This window comes from Nonomuraea sp. NPDC050540 (assembly GCF_044457485.1).
Classification (GTDB): Bacteria; Actinomycetota; Actinomycetes; order Streptosporangiales; family Streptosporangiaceae; genus Nonomuraea.
Window position 1 is genome coordinate 147,667 of sequence record NZ_JBITHA010000004.1, and the last position, 15,858, is coordinate 163,524.

Annotated in this window: 15 protein-coding genes; 8 read left to right on the forward strand and 7 right to left on the reverse strand. The window is 70.7% G+C overall.

Features of this window, described 5'->3' with window-relative positions; genetic code table 11:
* Nucleotides 1-43: 43 nt before the first annotated feature.
* Nucleotides 44-379: a winged helix-turn-helix transcriptional regulator gene (locus ACIBI5_RS15240; protein WP_397247087.1), complete on the forward strand. Its 336-nt coding sequence runs from the start codon at nt 44-46 to the stop codon at nt 377-379.
* Here the strand turns inward: ACIBI5_RS15240 and ACIBI5_RS15245 are convergent.
* A complete protein-coding gene (locus ACIBI5_RS15245) occupies nt 376-1,803 on the reverse strand; it encodes a serine hydrolase domain-containing protein (RefSeq protein WP_397247089.1) in 1,428 nt (475 codons plus the stop codon). The genes ACIBI5_RS15240 and ACIBI5_RS15245 overlap by 4 nt on opposite strands.
* Nucleotides 1,804-1,915: 112 nt before the next feature.
* On the opposite strand from ACIBI5_RS15245, the gene ACIBI5_RS15250 reads away from it, so the two are divergent.
* A complete protein-coding gene (locus tag ACIBI5_RS15250) occupies nt 1,916-3,301 on the forward strand; it encodes a glycosyltransferase 87 family protein (RefSeq protein ID WP_397247091.1) in 1,386 nt (461 codons plus the stop codon).
* Here ACIBI5_RS15250 and ACIBI5_RS15255 read toward each other — a convergent pair.
* Nucleotides 3,183-5,384, reverse strand: a complete 2,202-nt coding sequence (locus ACIBI5_RS15255; RefSeq protein ID WP_397247092.1) for a hypothetical protein — start codon at nt 5,382-5,384, stop codon at nt 3,183-3,185. The two genes, ACIBI5_RS15250 and ACIBI5_RS15255, sit on opposite strands and share 119 nt — an antisense overlap.
* A gap of 60 nt (nt 5,385-5,444) precedes the next feature.
* On the opposite strand from ACIBI5_RS15255, the gene ACIBI5_RS15260 reads away from it, so the two are divergent.
* The 4 genes from ACIBI5_RS15260 to serS all read left to right on the forward strand — a co-directional run bounded on the left by ACIBI5_RS15260 (nt 5,445) and on the right by serS (nt 9,501).
* Nucleotides 5,445-6,626 carry a glycosyltransferase 87 family protein gene (locus ACIBI5_RS15260; RefSeq protein WP_397247094.1) on the forward strand — a complete coding sequence of 394 codons (1,182 nt, stop codon included), beginning with the start codon at nt 5,445-5,447 and terminating at the stop codon, nt 6,624-6,626.
* A 35-nt stretch (nt 6,627-6,661) separates the two neighbouring features.
* A complete protein-coding gene (locus ACIBI5_RS15265; protein ID WP_221339935.1) occupies nt 6,662-7,063 on the forward strand; it encodes a DUF4446 family protein in 402 nt (133 codons plus the stop codon).
* Between the two features lie 18 nt (nt 7,064-7,081).
* Complete coding sequence (pheA, locus tag ACIBI5_RS15270; protein WP_397247096.1) at nt 7,082-8,002, forward strand: prephenate dehydratase; 921 nt, start codon at nt 7,082-7,084, stop codon at nt 8,000-8,002.
* Between the two features lie 236 nt (nt 8,003-8,238).
* Nucleotides 8,239-9,501 (forward strand): serine--tRNA ligase, encoded by a 1,263-nt coding sequence (serS, locus tag ACIBI5_RS15275; protein WP_397247098.1) that lies wholly within the window; start codon nt 8,239-8,241, stop codon nt 9,499-9,501.
* 59 nt (nt 9,502-9,560) lie between these two features.
* Here serS and ACIBI5_RS15280 read toward each other — a convergent pair whose 3' ends face one another.
* Nucleotides 9,561-10,928, reverse strand: coding sequence for a hypothetical protein (locus ACIBI5_RS15280; protein WP_397247100.1), 1,368 nt, complete (start codon nt 10,926-10,928; stop codon nt 9,561-9,563).
* A gap of 268 nt (nt 10,929-11,196) precedes the next feature.
* Nucleotides 11,197-11,739 carry a TetR family transcriptional regulator gene (locus tag ACIBI5_RS15285; protein ID WP_397247102.1) on the reverse strand — a complete coding sequence of 181 codons (543 nt, stop codon included), beginning with the start codon at nt 11,737-11,739 and terminating at the stop codon, nt 11,197-11,199.
* 90 nt (nt 11,740-11,829) lie between these two features.
* Here ACIBI5_RS15285 and ACIBI5_RS15290 point away from each other — a divergent pair, with 90 nt between their 5' ends.
* Complete coding sequence (locus ACIBI5_RS15290; RefSeq protein WP_397247104.1) at nt 11,830-12,975, forward strand: FAD-dependent oxidoreductase; 1,146 nt, start codon at nt 11,830-11,832, stop codon at nt 12,973-12,975.
* 71 nt (nt 12,976-13,046) lie between these two features.
* Here ACIBI5_RS15290 and ACIBI5_RS15295 read toward each other — a convergent pair whose 3' ends face one another.
* On the reverse strand, nt 13,047-13,250 hold the full coding sequence (locus ACIBI5_RS15295; RefSeq protein WP_157248489.1) for a cold-shock protein: 204 nt from the start codon (nt 13,248-13,250) through the stop codon (nt 13,047-13,049).
* Between the two features lie 223 nt (nt 13,251-13,473).
* Between ACIBI5_RS15295 and ACIBI5_RS15300 the strand changes: the two genes are divergently transcribed.
* Complete coding sequence (locus ACIBI5_RS15300) at nt 13,474-14,271, forward strand: HAD family hydrolase (RefSeq protein WP_397247106.1); 798 nt, start codon at nt 13,474-13,476, stop codon at nt 14,269-14,271.
* On the opposite strand, the gene ACIBI5_RS15305 is transcribed toward ACIBI5_RS15300, so the two are convergent.
* Nucleotides 14,262-14,774: a bacterial proteasome activator family protein gene (locus ACIBI5_RS15305; protein ID WP_397247108.1), complete on the reverse strand. Its 513-nt coding sequence runs from the start codon at nt 14,772-14,774 to the stop codon at nt 14,262-14,264. The two genes, ACIBI5_RS15300 and ACIBI5_RS15305, sit on opposite strands and share 10 nt — an antisense overlap.
* Nucleotides 14,775-14,779: 5 nt before the next feature.
* A complete protein-coding gene (locus ACIBI5_RS15310) occupies nt 14,780-15,736 on the reverse strand; it encodes an NAD(P)H-quinone oxidoreductase (RefSeq protein WP_397247109.1) in 957 nt (318 codons plus the stop codon).
* Between the last annotated feature and the right edge of the window lie 122 nt (nt 15,737-15,858).

A 15,858-nucleotide genomic window follows, 5' to 3' on the forward strand; every position in this document is an offset into this window, starting at 1 on the left:
TCCGGGCTAGCGAACATTTCATCAAGTACCTACTATTTTGTTCGTGAAGAAGGCGCGCTACACCTGCGGTCTCGACGCCGCCATGGACGTGATGGGCGGCAAGTGGAAGGTGCTGATCCTGTGGGGCCTGTACGACGGCCCGCGCAGGTTCGGCGAGGTCAGGCGGGAGGTGCCCGGGATCAGCGAGCGCATCCTCACCCTGCAGCTGCGGGAAATGGAGAAGGCGGGCCTGGTGCTCCGTGAGGACTATCACCAGATCCCGCCCAAGGTCGAGTACTCGCTGACCGCGTTCGGCTCCTCCCTCCTCGCCGCGCTCATCCCGCTCGGGGACTGGGGGGAGGAGCACATGGCCCGCATCGAGGCCATTCCCCGCGACTAGCCGGTGAACGTCACCGTCCGGCGGCGGGCGCGGACCGTGTGGAAGATCCGGGTTCCGGTCACGGCCAGGGCGGTCAGCGCGGCCGTGGCCGTCCAGACGAACAGGGCGGGCCAGACGTAGGAGATCTGGGCGAGGGTGCCGGAGCGGTTCATCAGCAGGCCGAAGAGCTCGGTCAGCCCGGCGAACAGCGCCACCGGCAGCGCGTACGGCGCCAGCCGTACCACCAGACGCCAGGTCGCACGCCCGGAGCGGCGGCGAGCCCAGGTGCGGGCGCGGTAGACGCCCAGCGCGCCCAGGGCCAGCGTGAGCAGGGTCATTCCGGCCAGGATCGGGTCGGCGGAGCTGGTGAAGGGGGTGAGCCGCTGGTCGGGGCGGCCTTCCGCGAGGTCGATCAGGCCGTCGGCGATGATCGCGGCGTCGTCGCCCGACATCATGCCGGTGTTGGTGACCACGGCGATGCCGTACCCGCTGCCGGGCAGGAGGACCTTCGCGGCGTTGTGGGTGAGCAGCCAGCCGGTGTGCTTGAGCATGGGCGCGCCGCCGGGGGTGCGGCCGGTGTACCAGCCCATGGCGTACGTGCTCTCGCCGACGCCGGAGCCCTGGTGGGTGGCCTTGATCGCGGGCCGGTCGCCGTTCTGGGCGATGAGCCACCTGGCCATGTCGCCGGCGGTGGAGACCACGCCGTAGCCGCCGTTGACGAACCATTCGGGGTGCGAGCGCGGCACTGTCCGGCCGTAGGCGCGGACGTAGCCCTTGGCTGCGCCGGGCAGTTCGAGGCTGGAGTCGACCGTCTTCGTGGCGTTCATGCCGAGTGGGCGGAAGACGCCGGCGGCCATGTGCTCGGCGAAGGGCCGCCGCGCGACGACCTCGACCAGGCGGCCCAGGAGCGAGTAGTTGGGATTGTGGTAGTACATCCTGGCGCCCGGCTCCGCGCTCAACCCGGCGGTGCGCAGCATGGCCACCGCGTCCTTCAGCGTCGCGGGGGCGTCGAGCGTGAGCTCGGGGAAGCTGTGGTCGGACATGCCGGAGGTCTGGTTGAGCAGCTGCCTGACGGTGATCTTCGCCGCGCGCGGGTCGGCCATCGTGAACTCCGGCAGGTACTGCCTGACCGGGGCGTCGAGCTTCACCTTGCCCTCCTCGGCCAGCTTGGTGACCGCCAGGGCGGTGAACGACTTGGAGACCGAGGCCAGCGGCATCGGGGTGTCCTTCGTGATCGCGTCGCCGTCGGCGGTGTGGCCGTAGCCGGCGGTGAGGACGACCTTGTCGCCCTTGGTGACGGCGACCATGGCCCCGGGCAGGCCGGTCCGCTCGACGTAGTCGCGGACATAGGAGTCGATGCCGAGGGTGTCGTCGGCGGTCGCCGTACCCATCGCGGAAAGAAGGAAAGCGCCGGTCAGGGCGGTGATCACCATCGGAGTTCGCATGAGGAAACCGTAGAAATCCCACCACCCCCGGCGGACCGCCCGATCGGCAGCGGTGTCCCCCGACTTTCGTCAGGTGTGCTGGAATCTGCGGGTGACTTCCGAGAGCAGGGCCTTGAGCGCGTCCTTGTGCACCGCGGCGAGCGTCCTGCTCACGATCGTCATCGGGCTGCTCGGGCCGTCGGCGGTCGTCCCCGATCTGGGCGGGCCCTCGCTCGGCCTGGATCCAGGCCCCCACCTCGTGATCGGGCTGGCCGCCGCGGCGATCGTGCTGGGCGGTCTCGGCCTGCTCGGCGGGCTCGCGTACGGCTCGCGCCTGCCCCCCAGGCTCCTGGTCGTCCTCGGATGTACGGCCGCCGCCGTGCTGGCCTTCCTCCCGCCCTCGGGTTCGGCCGACCACCTCAACTACGCCGCCTACGGCCGCATGGTGGCGCTCGGCGTCGACCCCTACACCCACGGCGCGGCCGACCTTCCCGGCGACCCGATCGCCGGGGCCGTCGAGGAGCCGTGGCGTGAGGAGGCCAGCGTCTACGGGCCGGTCGCGACCGTCGTCCAGGCGCTGGCCGGCTGGGTGGGCGGCGGCTCGCTGTGGCTGACCGTCCTGGTGCTCGCGCTCGTCAACGCCGCCGCGTTCATCGCCACCGGGCTGCTGCTCGACCGCTTCACCCGCGACGACCCCGCCCGCCGCTTGCGGGCCGCGCTGTTGTGGACGGCCAACCCGCTGCTGCTCTACCAGCTCGTCGCCGGCATGCACGTGGACACGCTGGCCATCGCCTGCATGGTCGCCGCCCTGCTGGCCAGGTCGAGGCCCGCGAGCTCGGGACTGCTCCTGGGCCTCGGGGTGGCGGTCAAGCTCAACGCCGGGATCGTGGCGCTCGGCCCCGCATGGGAGCTGCGGCGGCGGCCCGGACGGCTGGCCGTGATGGCGGGGGTTGCGGTGGCCGTCGTGGTGGCCGGGTACGCGCTGGCCGGGCTCGCCGCGCTCGAACCGGTGACCAGGACCAGCAAGGCGATCTCGCACGCCTCCTACTGGAAGACGTTCCAGGGGATGTTGCAGGCCGTGGTGGGGGAGGGCAGCGCGTACCGGGGCGAGATCCAGGTGGCGTCGCTGCTCGTGCTGGCGCTGGTGGCGTGGGCGCTGTTCCGGGCGCTGCCCGGCAGGGACGCCCCGGCCGTGGCGGCGGTGCTGTCGGTGGCCTACGTGTTCGCCACGCCGTACATCCTGCCCTGGTACGACGGGCTGGCCTTCGCGATGGTGGCGATGGCGGGGGCCTCGCTGGTGGACCGGTTCCTGGCGGGGCACCTGGTGATCCTGTCGCTGGCGTACCTGCCTGCCCGGGTAGAGATGCAGCCCGCCGACCTGGAGTGGCTGCGGACCGTCGTCAGGCAGCAGGTGGCGCCGTGGGCGCTGCTGGCTCTGACGCTGGCTCTGGCGGGATGGGCGTGGACAGCTGCAGCGCGCGCACGGACGCGGCCACGGCCAGCGGCACCGCCACGGTGAGCGCCATGGCCGGGATCGCGATGCCCGAGTCGTTGATCAAGAAGCCGACGAAAGCGCAGGTCAGCGCGCCGAACAAGCCCGCACGCAACGGCGGCGCCAGCTTGTAGGCCTGGCCGAGCGCGGAGGCGCCCCATCGAGAGGGCCGGTTCAGCACCAGGAACAGGAAGGCCAGCGCCACCAGCGACAGCAGCGTCAGCGACCAGTTGCCGACGGTCACGCCGATCATCGCGCCGAACTTCCTGCCGACCACCGTCCAGGCCTGCCCGTCCAGGATCTGCTGGACGAAGTTCCCCAGATGGGTACGCTGCGCCGCCGGCCGCATGAAGTCGAAGACCATGATCGAACCGATCAGCAACGCCCCCGCGAGCCCCACGACCAGCAGCTTGCCCACCGAGACCCGGCGACCCGACAGCAGGATCAGGAAGACCGCCAGCCCGATCACGAACGCCGGCACGCCGCCGAAGTCCGCCCCCCACGCCGGCCAGCCATCCGCGAACACCGCGAACATCCCATACGCCGCGCACACCCCCAAAGCCAGCCAGGTACGCGCCCTGAGGAGCCAGGCGACACCCGCCAGCGCCAGGATCGTGCCGGTGGACTGGATCGCGAAGGCGATGTTGCTGAACCCGTAGAAGCGGCCGCCGGTGACCGGCTCGTAGCCGCTGACCGCGTTGACCTGCAGCTTGGAGCCGGTCATCACGTCGATGAGCAGGGCGAGCGACGTCACGCCCGCCACCACCGCGAGCGGCCCCGGCACCGCCGCCCGCCACGGCCCCGCGAAGGCCAGCCCGGTGATCAGCCCGGCCGCCGCCACGATCGTGACGATCAGCGCCGCCATCGGCGCGGGCAGGCTCCACCAGGGCACGAGCTGGGCCAGGAACGTCGCCACCGCGATGGAACCGGCCAGCACCGACACCACCTGAACGACCACGAGCAGCCGCGACGCCGCGGCCTCGCCGTCCCGCGGCGAGGCGGGCTGGGCGCGACGACGGCGCAGGGCGAGGGCAGCGAACAGGTAGAAGAGCAACTGCACCACGACGAACACGGCGAAGAACGGCCCACGCACCTCACGCAGCACCTGGCTGGCCAGATCGGCGTCGGCCAGCTGGGTGACGGTCTCCTCGGTGGTCGCGGGGGCGTCACCGCCGTCGCTCCAGGCCCGCCCGACGACCGCGCGGGGCGACTCGAGCCCCAGCGCGCCGATCGCGGTGGCGGTCAGGTCGGTGATGGTAACGAGCGCGTCCTGCCGCGTCGAGGCCGCGGTGAGGAAGCCACGACGGTACGGCGGGCCGCCGGGAGAAGGCCCGGCCGCCATGGACACGTGGAGATGGGCAGCGGATGAGGTGTCGGAGATGCCGCCCACCAGGACCGTGCTCCCCTCGGGAACCCGGGCCATCAGCGCGCCGACCCTCTTGTCGGCCTCGGCCGCGGCGGCCGCGCGCTGCTCGGCGGGGAGCCCCGCGGGCACCCCGGCCTCGTCCTGGGGCATGCGGGCCCAGGCGGCGGCGAGCGCGTCGGCCTCGAAGACGACCAGGGCGTAGCCGGTCAGATCACCCAGCCCCTCCACGTTGTCCGCATATTTCGAGATCCGGCCGCTCTTGTCGGCGGCGGCCAGCGCCGCACCCGGACCCACGGCCCCCACGGCGCCGCCCGAGTCGGCCACGAGCTGGCCCAGCGTCCCGAGCACCGCGTTGTACCCGGTGCCGGACTGGTAGGCGGCCAGCGACTCCCACCCGGGGACCCGGGCGCCCGCGCCGTCCGGCTCCGGCCTGGGCACCGGGGCGCAGCCCCTGCCCGCGGTGCCGGAGCGCTGCCCGGCCGAGACCGTCAGCCAGCCGGCGACCGGACAGGTGACGCCCCGGTCCGGCGGTGGCACGGCACGGGTCGACATCGAGGCCGAGCCGCCCTCGGCCACCAGTTTCCACAGGTTGGGGGTGCGTGACGGGTGGAGATCGCCCCATTCCAGACCGGGCACTCCCAGCAGCACGACCCGGCCTCGGGGGGCGGCGGAAGCCGTACCGGCGCCGAGGACGCCCGCCAGGACGGCGCCCAGCACCAGAGCCGCCAGGAACCGACGTGCCATGAGCGCAACCCCCGCAGTGTGCGTCCTCGATCGACTGGAGCCACGGTAACGTGCCAGACCGTGACAGGTGGCAAGCGGCAGTGGTGGACGTGGTTGCTGGCGGCGGCGGCCGTCGCGCTGGCGGCGTGGCCGCTGGTCGAGTACTGGCTGACCAACCCCGACGACCAGCGGCTGGTCGACCTCGACGTCTACCGCACCGGTGGCGAGATGATCCGGGAGGGGCGGCCGGTCTACGAGTTCTTCACGCCCGCGCCGCAACTGCTGCCGTTCACCTACCCGCCGGTGGCGGCGTTGCTGGCGGTACCGCTGGCGATGATGTCGTGGACCACCGCCCAGTGGGTGTGGACGATCGGCGTCTTCGCCGCCCTCGCCGTCACGGTCTGGTTCTCCTTCAAGCAGGCGCGGGCCGACAAGAAGCCGCTGCTGTTCGCGCTGGCCATGGTCTGCTGCACGTACCTGATGCCCATCCGCGACCAGGTGCGCTTCGGGCAGGTGGACATCCTGCTGGTCGCGTTGTGCGTGGCCGACCTGCTGGCGGTCCGGCCGAAGTGGCCGCGCGGCTTCCTCATCGGCCTGGCCACCGCGGTCAAGCTCACGCCCGGCGTCTTCCTGATCTACCTGCTGGTCACCCGGCAGTGGCGTACGTTCTGGATGGCCTGCTTCGTCGCCGCGCTGCTCACGGTGCTGCCCTTCGCCGTCATCCCGCAGGACGCGGCCGCGTTCTGGTTCTCCGCGCTGCTCGACCCCGAACGCCTGGGCTCCAACGCCGCCACCACCAACCAGTCCGTGCGCGGCATGCTCATCCGGCTGTACCTGCCCGACCTGCTGACGTCCGCGATCTGGGTGGCGGTCATCGCCTTCATCGGCTGGTACGGCTTCCGCGGGGCCTACCGGGCGTACCAGGCGAAGGACATGGTCACCGCGGTCGCCCTCACCGGCCTGATGGCGGTGCTGCTGTCGCCGGTCGCCTGGATCCACCACCTGGCCTGGGTCGTCGTCGTGCTGGGCGCGATCGTCGGCGACGGGCGCGACCGGGTCAGGCTGTGGGTGGCCGCCGGGGTCTGGCTGTACTACGTCGTCCCGGTCCCCTGGTGGGGCGTCTCGCTCAAGGCGCTGGAAATCCCTGTCGTCAGCCCGGTCCTGGGCAAGATCGTGCAGAACGGGTACGGGCTGGGCGCGATCGCCCTCGTCTGGCTCCTGGCGGCCTGGTTGCCCAAACGCCGCGGGATCTTGGCTGACTGATTACCCTGTGTGGTGTGCTCGTTACCGTATGGGTCATGATCGGCGTCCTCGCGGGCGTCAGCGGCGTCGTCATCGGCTACGTCGCCCTCAAGCAGGCCAGGCTGGCCGTGCAGGACTGCCAGCAGATGCTGGCCAGGCAGTCCACCGTCAGCACCATGGGCGGCGACCTCAAGGCCATTCGCGACGTCGCGGTCTACCGCTACGACGCCCTTGAGGAGATGACGGGGAGGCTGTCGTTCTCGATCGCGATGATCAACGGCCTGGGCGACGGCATCGTCCTCACCTCGATCAACGGCCGCTCGGAGACACGCACGTACGTGCGGCCGGTCGTGGGCGGAAAGGGTCAGACGCCGCTGGCCCCGGAAGAGGAGGAGGCGGTGCGCGCGGCCAGACTCGGACTCGGCCCGGAGATAGAACCACAGATGGCACGCCGCTGAGCTGGTTACTCTGGTGTCATGCCCAGAATCGCCTATCTCGGACCCGAGGGCACCTTCACCGAGGAAGCCCTGCGGCTCATGGAGCCCGACGCCGACCGCATGCCCTGCGCCACCGTCGGTGCCGCGCTCAACGCCGTACGGTCCGGTGAGGCCGACGGCGCGGTCGTCCCGCTGGAGAACTCGCTGGAGGGGGGCATCACCACCACCCTCGACGAGTTCGCGTGGGGCGAGCCGCTGCTGATCACCGCCGAGCTGCTGCTGCCCGTGCGGTTCTCCCTGCTGGCCCGGCCCGACACCGAGCTGGTGCACATCAAGCGCGTCTACACCCACCCGGCCGCCATCACGCAGTGCCGCGGCTACATCAACCGCGAACTGCCCGACGCCGTCGTGGTCTCCGCCCCTTCCACGGCCGCCGCGGCCCAGGAGGTGTCGCTGCCCGGCTCGCCGTACGACGCCGCGATCGCCGCCCGCATCGCCGGCGAGCACTACGGCCTGGTCGAGATCGCCGCCAACATCGGCGACCGGACCGACACGGTGACCAGGTTCGTCCGCGTCGCCCGGCCCGGCGCGCTGCCGGAGCCCACCGGCTCCGACCGCACCACGCTCGTGGTCTTCCTGGCCGACGACCACCCGGGCGCGCTGCTGGAGATGCTGACCGAGTTCTCGGTGCGCGGGGTCAACCTGACCCGGATCGAGTCGCGGCCCACCGGCGACGGCATCGGCCGCTACTTCTTCCACTTCGACTTCGAGGGACACGTGGCCGACGCGCGGGTCGGCGAGGCCATCTCGGGCCTGCACCGGATCTGCGGCGAGGTCCGCTTCCTGGGCAGCTACCCGCGCGCGGACGGCGTCACCACCCAGATCAAGCCCGCCACCACCGACGCCGCCTTCACCGAGGCCGGTAGCTGGCTCACCCACATCCGCCAGGGCAGGCCGTAGTTCTCCTTTCCGTCACGGGCCCTTATCCCGTCACGGGCCTTTCATCCGTTACGGCAAGCCGCACCACCGCCACCCGCCGACGTGGGTGACCGCCGATCGTGGGGGTCGCCTCTCACGTCGGACGGGCTGCCCACCGCCACGGCCCACGTGAGCCGGGGTGGTGGTGGTGGTGAGGTCGCCGGGGCGGTGGTTTTAATCGGTCCTGCCGTCAGCGGAGGAGCGAGTACGCTTGGCCTGTGATTGACCTGCGGACACTTCGGGAGGACCCTGAGCGGCTGCGAGCGTCGCAGCGCGCACGGGGTGAGGACGACTCGATCGTCGACAAGCTGCTGGCCCTCGACGAGCGTCGGCGATCCGCGCTGACCTCGTTCGAGACCATGCGCGCCGAGCAGAAGTCCATGGGCAAGTCCGTCTCCAAGGCGCAGGGCGAGGAGAAGCAGGCGCTGCTGCAGCGGGCCAAGGAGCTCGCCGCGCAGGTCAAGGCCGCCGAGGTCGAAGCCGAGCAGCTGGGTGCCGAGCTCGACGAGATGGCCCACGCGGTGCCCAACATCGTGGAGGAGGCGGCTCCCCACGGTGGCGAGGACGACTTCGTCGTGCTGGAGACGATCGGCGAGCCGCGCGCGTTCGACTTCGAGCCCAAGGACCACCTGGAGCTCGGCGAGGCGCTCGACGCCATCGACATGGAGCGCGGCGCCAAGGTGTCGGGTTCGCGGTTCTTCTTCCTGAAGGGCGTCGGCGCCCGCCTGCAGCTGGCCCTGCTCAACATGGGCATGCAGCACGCGATCGAGGCCGGGTTCACCGCGATGATCACCCCGGTCCTGGTGCGTCCGGAGACGATGGCGGGCACCGGTTTCCACGTCGCCCACGACAAGGAGATCTACCGCCTGCCCGACGACGACCTCTACCTCGTCGGCACCTCGGAGGTCGCGCTCGCCGGCTACCACGCCAACGAGATCCTCGACGGCGCCGAGCTGCCGCTGCGCTATGCGGGCTGGTCGTCGTGCTTCCGGCGCGAGGCGGGCTCCTACGGCAAGGACACCCGGGGCATCATCCGCGTCCACCAGTTCGACAAGGTGGAGATGTTCACCTATGTCCGCCCGGAGGACGCCGCCGCCGAGCACCAGCGCCTGCTGGCCTGGGAGAAGGAGATGCTGGCCAAGATCGAGGTGCCGTACCGCATCATCGACACCGCGGCAGGAGACCTCGGCATGTCGGCGGCGCGCAAGTTCGACTGCGAGGCCTGGATCCCGTCCCAGGGCCGCTACCGCGAGCTGACCTCGACCTCCAACTGCACGGAGTTCCAGTCGCGCCGCCTGGCGGTCCGCTTCCGTGACAAGGACGGCAAGCCGCAGCACGTGGCGACGCTCAACGGCACGCTGGCCACGACCCGCTGGATCGTGGCCATCCTGGAGAACCACCAGCAGGCCGACGGCTCCGTGGTGGTCCCCAAGGCGCTCCGCCCCTTCCTGGGGCTGGACGTGCTGGAGCCGGCCAAGTAAGCGATCGCGGCGGACGCGCGACCGCGCTCCGCCGCGATGGCCGCATCACCGGGCCCGCCTCAGGGTTGGGCGAGGTGGGTGCGGGCGGTGCGCCGTACCAACGTCAGCCCGAGGGCGCCGATGGCGACGGAGAAGAACGCGGCCATGGCGAGCGCCACGTCGTAGGAGTCGGGCCACCCGAACGCCCAGCCGCGGAACGGCGCCGCGATGCCCAGCGCGACCAGCACCCCCGTGCCCAGTGCCTGCCAGAGGGCGGTGGAGGGGATCTTCGCGAGGACCGACTCCACGATCGCGAGCACGACCGCGGCGAGCAGGAGCGCGCTGGCGGCCAGCCACAGCATGGCGGAGACGCCGCTCGCCACCGGATCGAGCAGCACGTACGGCAGCACGCTCCCGGTCGCCAGGGCGGGCGCGATCCAGTGGGTGGCGATCCTGCGCCTGCCCCTGGCCGCGATCATGAGCCCGGCCACGATCGCCCACACCCCGGCCAGCAGCGCGACGGCAAGCTCGCCGTGGACCTCCTGACCGCCGTCCATCGCCGTGGCGGCCTCCGCGGTCAGCTGCCCCGACGGGTCGTACCCCAGCCGCGTCCACCGCCCGCTCTTATCCCGTACGGCCACGCCGTCCCGCCCGTTCGCCACGACGACCACATGACCCCGCGCCGTCGCCTGGACCGCCAGCGACACCGAGGACACCCGCTCGCCATAGATCCGTTCGAGTATTTCGAGCCGACCGGGGGAGATCTCCCAGGACGGCTGCCAGGTCACGCTGGCGTCGTCCGACTGCATGACCCTGACGCCGTCGCCGCGTACCCAGTAGCAGCGCCGCGGCTCCCGCGGCACGCACATCGACTTCTGCCCCTGCGCGTCCTGATCGCGGTCGGGGGCGAGCCTCCAGGTGCGCCCGCCGTCCGTGGAGACGTTGCCGGACCCCCAGGTGCTCGTCACCGTGATCCGCCCGCCGTCGACCCGCACCGTGTCCGCGGCGGGCGGGCTTCCCGCCGGGCCCGTGGCGGCCACGGCCAGTACGGCCAGTGGCACCCCCACCACCGCCAGCCACCTCCGGGGCGCCTCGTGCTTCCTGACCCACCACGCCAGCCCGAGCGCGGGAAGCGCCAGGAGGTCGCTGGGATCGGCCAGGACGTGCGAAGGGCCCGCGACGAAGGTCCAGGCAAGGGAGGCGGCCTCCGCGCCCGTCTCGGTGGTTTTCACGAGGGTGAACAGCGCCCCGGTGAGCAGGGTGGCGGCCAGGTCGGCCTTACGCAGCAGGAGAAGGGAAAGAAGGGGAGCGGCGACGACCAGTCCGGCGACGTCGCTCAGCTTGCCGGTGACGAACCCGGGCCAGGCCTGCTTGAGCAGGTGGTCGTTGACGAGCAACAGCGACGCCGCGACGAGCGTCACGGGATGGCACAGCCACGCGTACCTCATGCACTCATCGACGGTTCCGGATTTGCGGTCGTTCGGCCGGAACGCGCTTCGAGTCACACTCGTGATCCCCTCGTAACGCCCCATCCCGCTCCAGCAGCGCCCATCCCGCCTCGCCGCGGTTCTGCCCACGGCCTCTGGACCGTCGGCCGGTTGGTGATCCCTGGGCGCCCCAGGGTGAGGCTGCAGGGCCTCTCGACACCGATCGGGTGGACACGGCGCACGGGGGCGTTCATGGCGGCGTGCCGCCGGGCGGGGGAGCGTGGTCGGGTCAGTCGCAGAGGTAGCGCTGGATGGTGGGGGCCACCCAGTGGATGAGGTCGTCGCGGGACATCGCCACGATGGGCGGAAATTTCAGGATGTATCGGGCGAGCGCCAGCCCCAGGATCTGGGAGGCGGCCAGGCTGGCGCGCACAGGGGCCTCGTCCGGGCCGGTCAGGGTGACGATGACGGGGGCCAGCTGAGTGGCGAAGATCTCACGCATGCGCTCGGCGGCCGCCTCGTTGGTGACGCCGGTGCGCAGGAGCACCTGCAGAGCCTCGTTGTGCTCCCACAGCCCGAGGAAGTGGCCGACGAGCCCGGCGCCGATCTGGTCCCGCGGCAGTGCCGAGAAGTCCGGAAATTTCAGGTCGATGTGTGCGGCGGCGGCGAACAACTTCTCCTTGTTGCCGAAGTAGCGCATCACCATCGCCGGATCGATCCCGGCGTCACCGGCGATAGACCGGATCGTGGCCTTCTCGTAGCCGTCTGCGGCGAAGCGTTCCCTGGCCGCGGCCAGGATGACGGCCTTGGTGTCCGCGGAGCTCCTTCTCATGTCAACGATTGTAGGCCAACAAGTGTTGACATTGCCAGCACGCCAGGCGCAGACTGATGCCAACAAGCGTTGACCAAAAGGAGAACGAAGATGCTTCCCACCGCCACCGACGTTCTGGTCATCGGCGCCGGCCCCACCGGACTCACCCTGGCGATCTCGCTCAGGCTCCAGGGCCTCGACGTCACCGTCGTGGACAACCAGGCCGAGGGCGACAACACCTCCCGCGCCGCCGTCGTGCACGCTCGCACCCTGGAGCAGCTCGAGCCGCTCGGCGTCACCGGGCCCATGGTCGAGCGGGGCATCCACGCCAAGCGCTTCACGATCAGGGACGGGGACCGCGTGCTGGTGCCGGTTCCGTTCGGGAACCTGCCGACGGACTACCCGTACACGCTGATGATCTCCCAGGCGGAGACCGAGCGGATCCTGCTGGACCGGCTGGTCGAGCTGGGCGGGCGGGTGGCGCGGCCGTACACGCTGACCGGGCTCACCCAGGACGGCGCGGGCGCGACGGCGGTCTTCGCCGACGGGAGCAGCGTGCGCGCCCGCTACGTGGCCGGCGCGGACGGCATGCACAGCACGGTGCGGGAGCAGGCCGGCATCGGGTTCAGCGGCGCCTCCTACCCGGAGTCGTTCTCGCTGGCGGACGTACGGCTCAGCGGCGGCGTGCCCAGCGAGGAGGTCGTGCTGTACTTCTCGCCGGCCGGGCTCGTCGTGGTGGCCCCGCTGCCCGACGGGACGTTCAGGATCGTGGCCACGGTCGACGAGGCGCCCCACGAGCCCGACGTGGCCTATGTGCAGCGCCTGCTGGACGAGCGTGGCCCGCGGCGCCAGAAGGTCGTGGTGAGCGAGGTCGTGTGGGGTTCGCGCTTCAGGGTCCACCACAGGGTCGCGGACGCGTACAGAAGCGGCAGGGTCGTGCTGGCGGGCGACGCCGCGCACGTGCACAGCCCGGCGGGCGGTCAGGGGATGAACACCGGCGTCCAGGACGCCGTGGCGCTCGGTGAGGCCCTGGCGGAGACGCTCAAGACCGGGGACGAGGCGCCCCTGGACGCCTACGCGGCGGCCCGCCGCCCGGTGGCCCGGGAGGTCGTGGCCTTCGCTGGCCGGCTGACCCGCCTGGCGACGATGAGCCGGGCGCTGCGGCCGGTCAGGAACGTGGTGCTGCGGCTGCTGGCCGCCCTGCCCCCCTTCCGCCGGGCGCTGGCCTGGCGGCTGTCGGGGCTGGTCTACCGGTGACCCGGAGCCTGGACAGCGGAAAGGGCGAGGTCCGCTGGAAGCGAACCCCGCCCTACCTCGCTTACTTCAGATCAGATGGCGCGGACGGCAGAGGCCTGCGGCCCCTTCTGTCCCTGCGTGATCTCGAACTCGACCCGCTGGCCGTCTTCGAGGCTGCGGTAGCCGTTGCCCTGGATCTCGGAGAAGTGCACGAACACGTCCGGTGCACCGCCGTCCGGAGCGATGAAGCCGAAGCCCTTTTCAGCGTTGAACCACTTGACGGTTCCCTGAGCCATAAAAGCTCTCCCTCAGGATGTGAATCTATGGGACCCACACCTCATGGGTCCCGGTGTGTCGTACAGCAGCAACCCGGGGTGGCTCAGACAAAGTCATGCTGGTTTTCACTACGGGATCAGCTAATACAACGCCATCACATCTAACACCATTCCACCGCCTTGGTGTTCCCCTCGCTAGGAAGATTTCTGTTGGACGGCATCACCGGGCAAACTGGAACCCGTTATGAACACCCCTCGCCTTGTGGCCACCGACCTCGACGGAACCGCCCTGCGCTCCGATGGAACGGTCTCTTCCCGAACGGCTGCTGCCTTCGCCAGGGTAGAGGAATCCGGGGCTGTGCTGGTACTCGTCACCGGCCGCCCGCCTCGGTGGATGAGGGAGGTGGCCGAGGTCGTCGGGCACCGCGGGGTGGCGATCTGCGCGAACGGGGCGCTTGTCTACGATCTCCACACCGAACAGATTCTTGAATCTCACCTGATCCAGGCCGACGTCCTCGTGGAGGTCGTGGATCAGCTAAGAGCGAACATCCCCGGACTGGCATTTTCGGTCGAGTACGAAGGTGGTTTTGCGCACGAGTCAGATTTCCGGCTCGGTGGCCTGGACCGAAGGGCGGGACGCGGCGGCGGCGTCGCGCCGGGGATCCTCACCTCGCGGCCGTGCGCCAAGCTGCTCGCCCTGCACCCGGAGATGGACCCGGACCGGCTCCACGGCGCCGTGCACGAGCTCGTGGGGCACCTGGTGACCGCCACCCACTCCAGCCGCAGCGCGCTGGTCGAGATGAGCGCGCACGGCATCACGAAGGCCACCGCGCTCGCGGCGCTGGCCGGGCGGCACGGCATCGGCCCCGAGGACGCCGTGGCGTTCGGTGACATGCCGAACGACCTGCCCATGCTCGCGTGGGCGGGCAGGTCGTACGCGGTGGCCAACGCGCATCGCGACGTGCTGGCCGTGGTCGGTCAGACGACCGAGGCCAACGACGAGGACGGCGTCGCCCGCGTGCTCGAAGAGCTCTACAGGTAGGGGCCGGAGCCGCCGGGCTGCTGCTGGCCCTCCTGCGGCACTCCGGGCAGCGCCCTGCGCATCTGCTCCAACTGGGCCCTGGCCGCCATCTGCTGGGCGAACAGCGTCGTCTGGATGCCGTGGAAGAGCCCCTCCAGCCAGCCGACCAGCTGGGCGTGGGCGATCCGCAGCTCGGCCTCGCTGGGCGGGGCGCCGTTGTCCTCGGTGAACGGCAGCGACAACCGCTCCAGCTCGTTGACCAGCTCGGGGGCGAGGCCGTCCTCAAGCTCCTTTATGGAGGACTCGTGGATCTCCTTCAACCGCTTGCGGCTGGCCTCGTCGAGAGGAGCCGCGCGGACCTCTTCGAGAAGCTGGCGGATCATGCTGCCGATGCGCATCACCTTCGCGGGCTGCTCGACCAGGCCCGCCACCGAGCGCTCTTCCTCGCCGCCGTCGCCCTGCTGCCCCTGGAAGTCAGGCCCGACCACCACGATGTGGGGGGTGTTGTTCTCCTCAGCATTCATACGTCTCACCGTACTAGCAGGATCTTGCCGACGTGTTCCCCGGAATCGAGCATTTCGTGCGCCCGCGCGGCCTCGGCGAGTGGCACCTCCGCGTAGATCACCGGTCGCACCGCACCCGCGCTGACCAGCGGCCACACGTTGTCGACGACCCCGCGCACGATGACGCCCTTCTCGTCGGCGGGCCGCGAGCGCAGCGTGGTTCCGTGTACGGCCGCGCGCTTGTTGAGCAGCATCCGCAGATCGAGCTCGGCCGAGGTGCCGCCCTGCAGACCGATGATCACGAGCCGCCCACCCGTCCGCAAAGCTTTGATATTTCGGGATAGATACTTTGCGCCCATGATGTCCAGAATCACGTCGGCCTCCGCCTTCTCGGCGAAGTCGTCCTCCCGGTAGTTGATCACTTCGTCGGCGCCCAGCTCCCTGAGCCGCTCCAGCTTCTCCGCGGTCCCCGCGGTCGCGATCACCCGCGAGCCGAACGCCTTCGCCAGCTGGATCGCCATCGTCCCCACGCCGCTGGCCCCGCCGTGCACCAGCAGGGTGTCCGAACGCCGCAGCCGCGCGGTCATGAACACGTTCGACCACACCGTGCAGACCACTTCGGGCAGCGCCGCCGCTTCGGTCAGGGAGACGTTCTCCGGCACCGGCATCACCTGCTGCCACGGCACTGTCACCTGTTCGGCATATCCGCCGCCGCCCAGCAGCGCGCAGACTCGGTCGCCGACCTGGAAGTGCTCCACGTCCGCGCCGACCTCGGCCACGACCCCCGAGCACTCCAGGCCCGGATACTCCGAGTCGCCGGGAGGCGGGTTGTAGAAGCCGAGCCGCTGGAGGACGTCCGCCCTGTTCAGCGCCGAGGCGGCCACGTCGATGAGCACTTCTCCCCGCCCGGGGCGGAGATCCGGCACCTCGCGCCACTCCAGAACCTCAGGCGCGCCGATCTTGGAGATCACAATCGCTCGCATGCTGACCAAGATAGGCGTGTGGCGCTCGGCCGAGCCCCGGAGCGCGGGTGCCGGGCAAAGAAGTTGAGGGTTGCCGCCGTCCGGCGCGACGCTTGACGTTAACCTGCAATGTATTTGCTGCC

Coding starts and splice junctions, on each gene's coding strand:
- ACIBI5_RS15245 (WP_397247089.1), bottom strand. CDS start 1,803: ATGCGAACTCCGATGGTGATCACCGCCCTGACCGGCGCTTTCCTTCTT.
- ACIBI5_RS15300 (WP_397247106.1), top strand. CDS start 13,474: ATGAACACCCCTCGCCTTGTGGCCACCGACCTCGACGGAACCGCCCTG.
- ACIBI5_RS15265 (WP_221339935.1), top strand. CDS start 6,662: ATGATCGGCGTCCTCGCGGGCGTCAGCGGCGTCGTCATCGGCTACGTC.
- ACIBI5_RS15310 (WP_397247109.1), bottom strand. CDS start 15,736: ATGCGAGCGATTGTGATCTCCAAGATCGGCGCGCCTGAGGTTCTGGAG.
- ACIBI5_RS15295 (WP_157248489.1), bottom strand. CDS start 13,250: ATGGCTCAGGGAACCGTCAAGTGGTTCAACGCTGAAAAGGGCTTCGGC.
- ACIBI5_RS15285 (WP_397247102.1), bottom strand. CDS start 11,739: ATGAGAAGGAGCTCCGCGGACACCAAGGCCGTCATCCTGGCCGCGGCC.
- pheA (WP_397247096.1), top strand. CDS start 7,082: ATGCCCAGAATCGCCTATCTCGGACCCGAGGGCACCTTCACCGAGGAA.
- ACIBI5_RS15255 (WP_397247092.1), bottom strand. CDS start 5,384: ATGGCACGTCGGTTCCTGGCGGCTCTGGTGCTGGGCGCCGTCCTGGCG.
- ACIBI5_RS15305 (WP_397247108.1), bottom strand. CDS start 14,774: ATGAATGCTGAGGAGAACAACACCCCCCACATCGTGGTGGTCGGGCCT.
- ACIBI5_RS15290 (WP_397247104.1), top strand. CDS start 11,830: ATGCTTCCCACCGCCACCGACGTTCTGGTCATCGGCGCCGGCCCCACC.
- ACIBI5_RS15280 (WP_397247100.1), bottom strand. CDS start 10,928: ATGAGGTACGCGTGGCTGTGCCATCCCGTGACGCTCGTCGCGGCGTCG.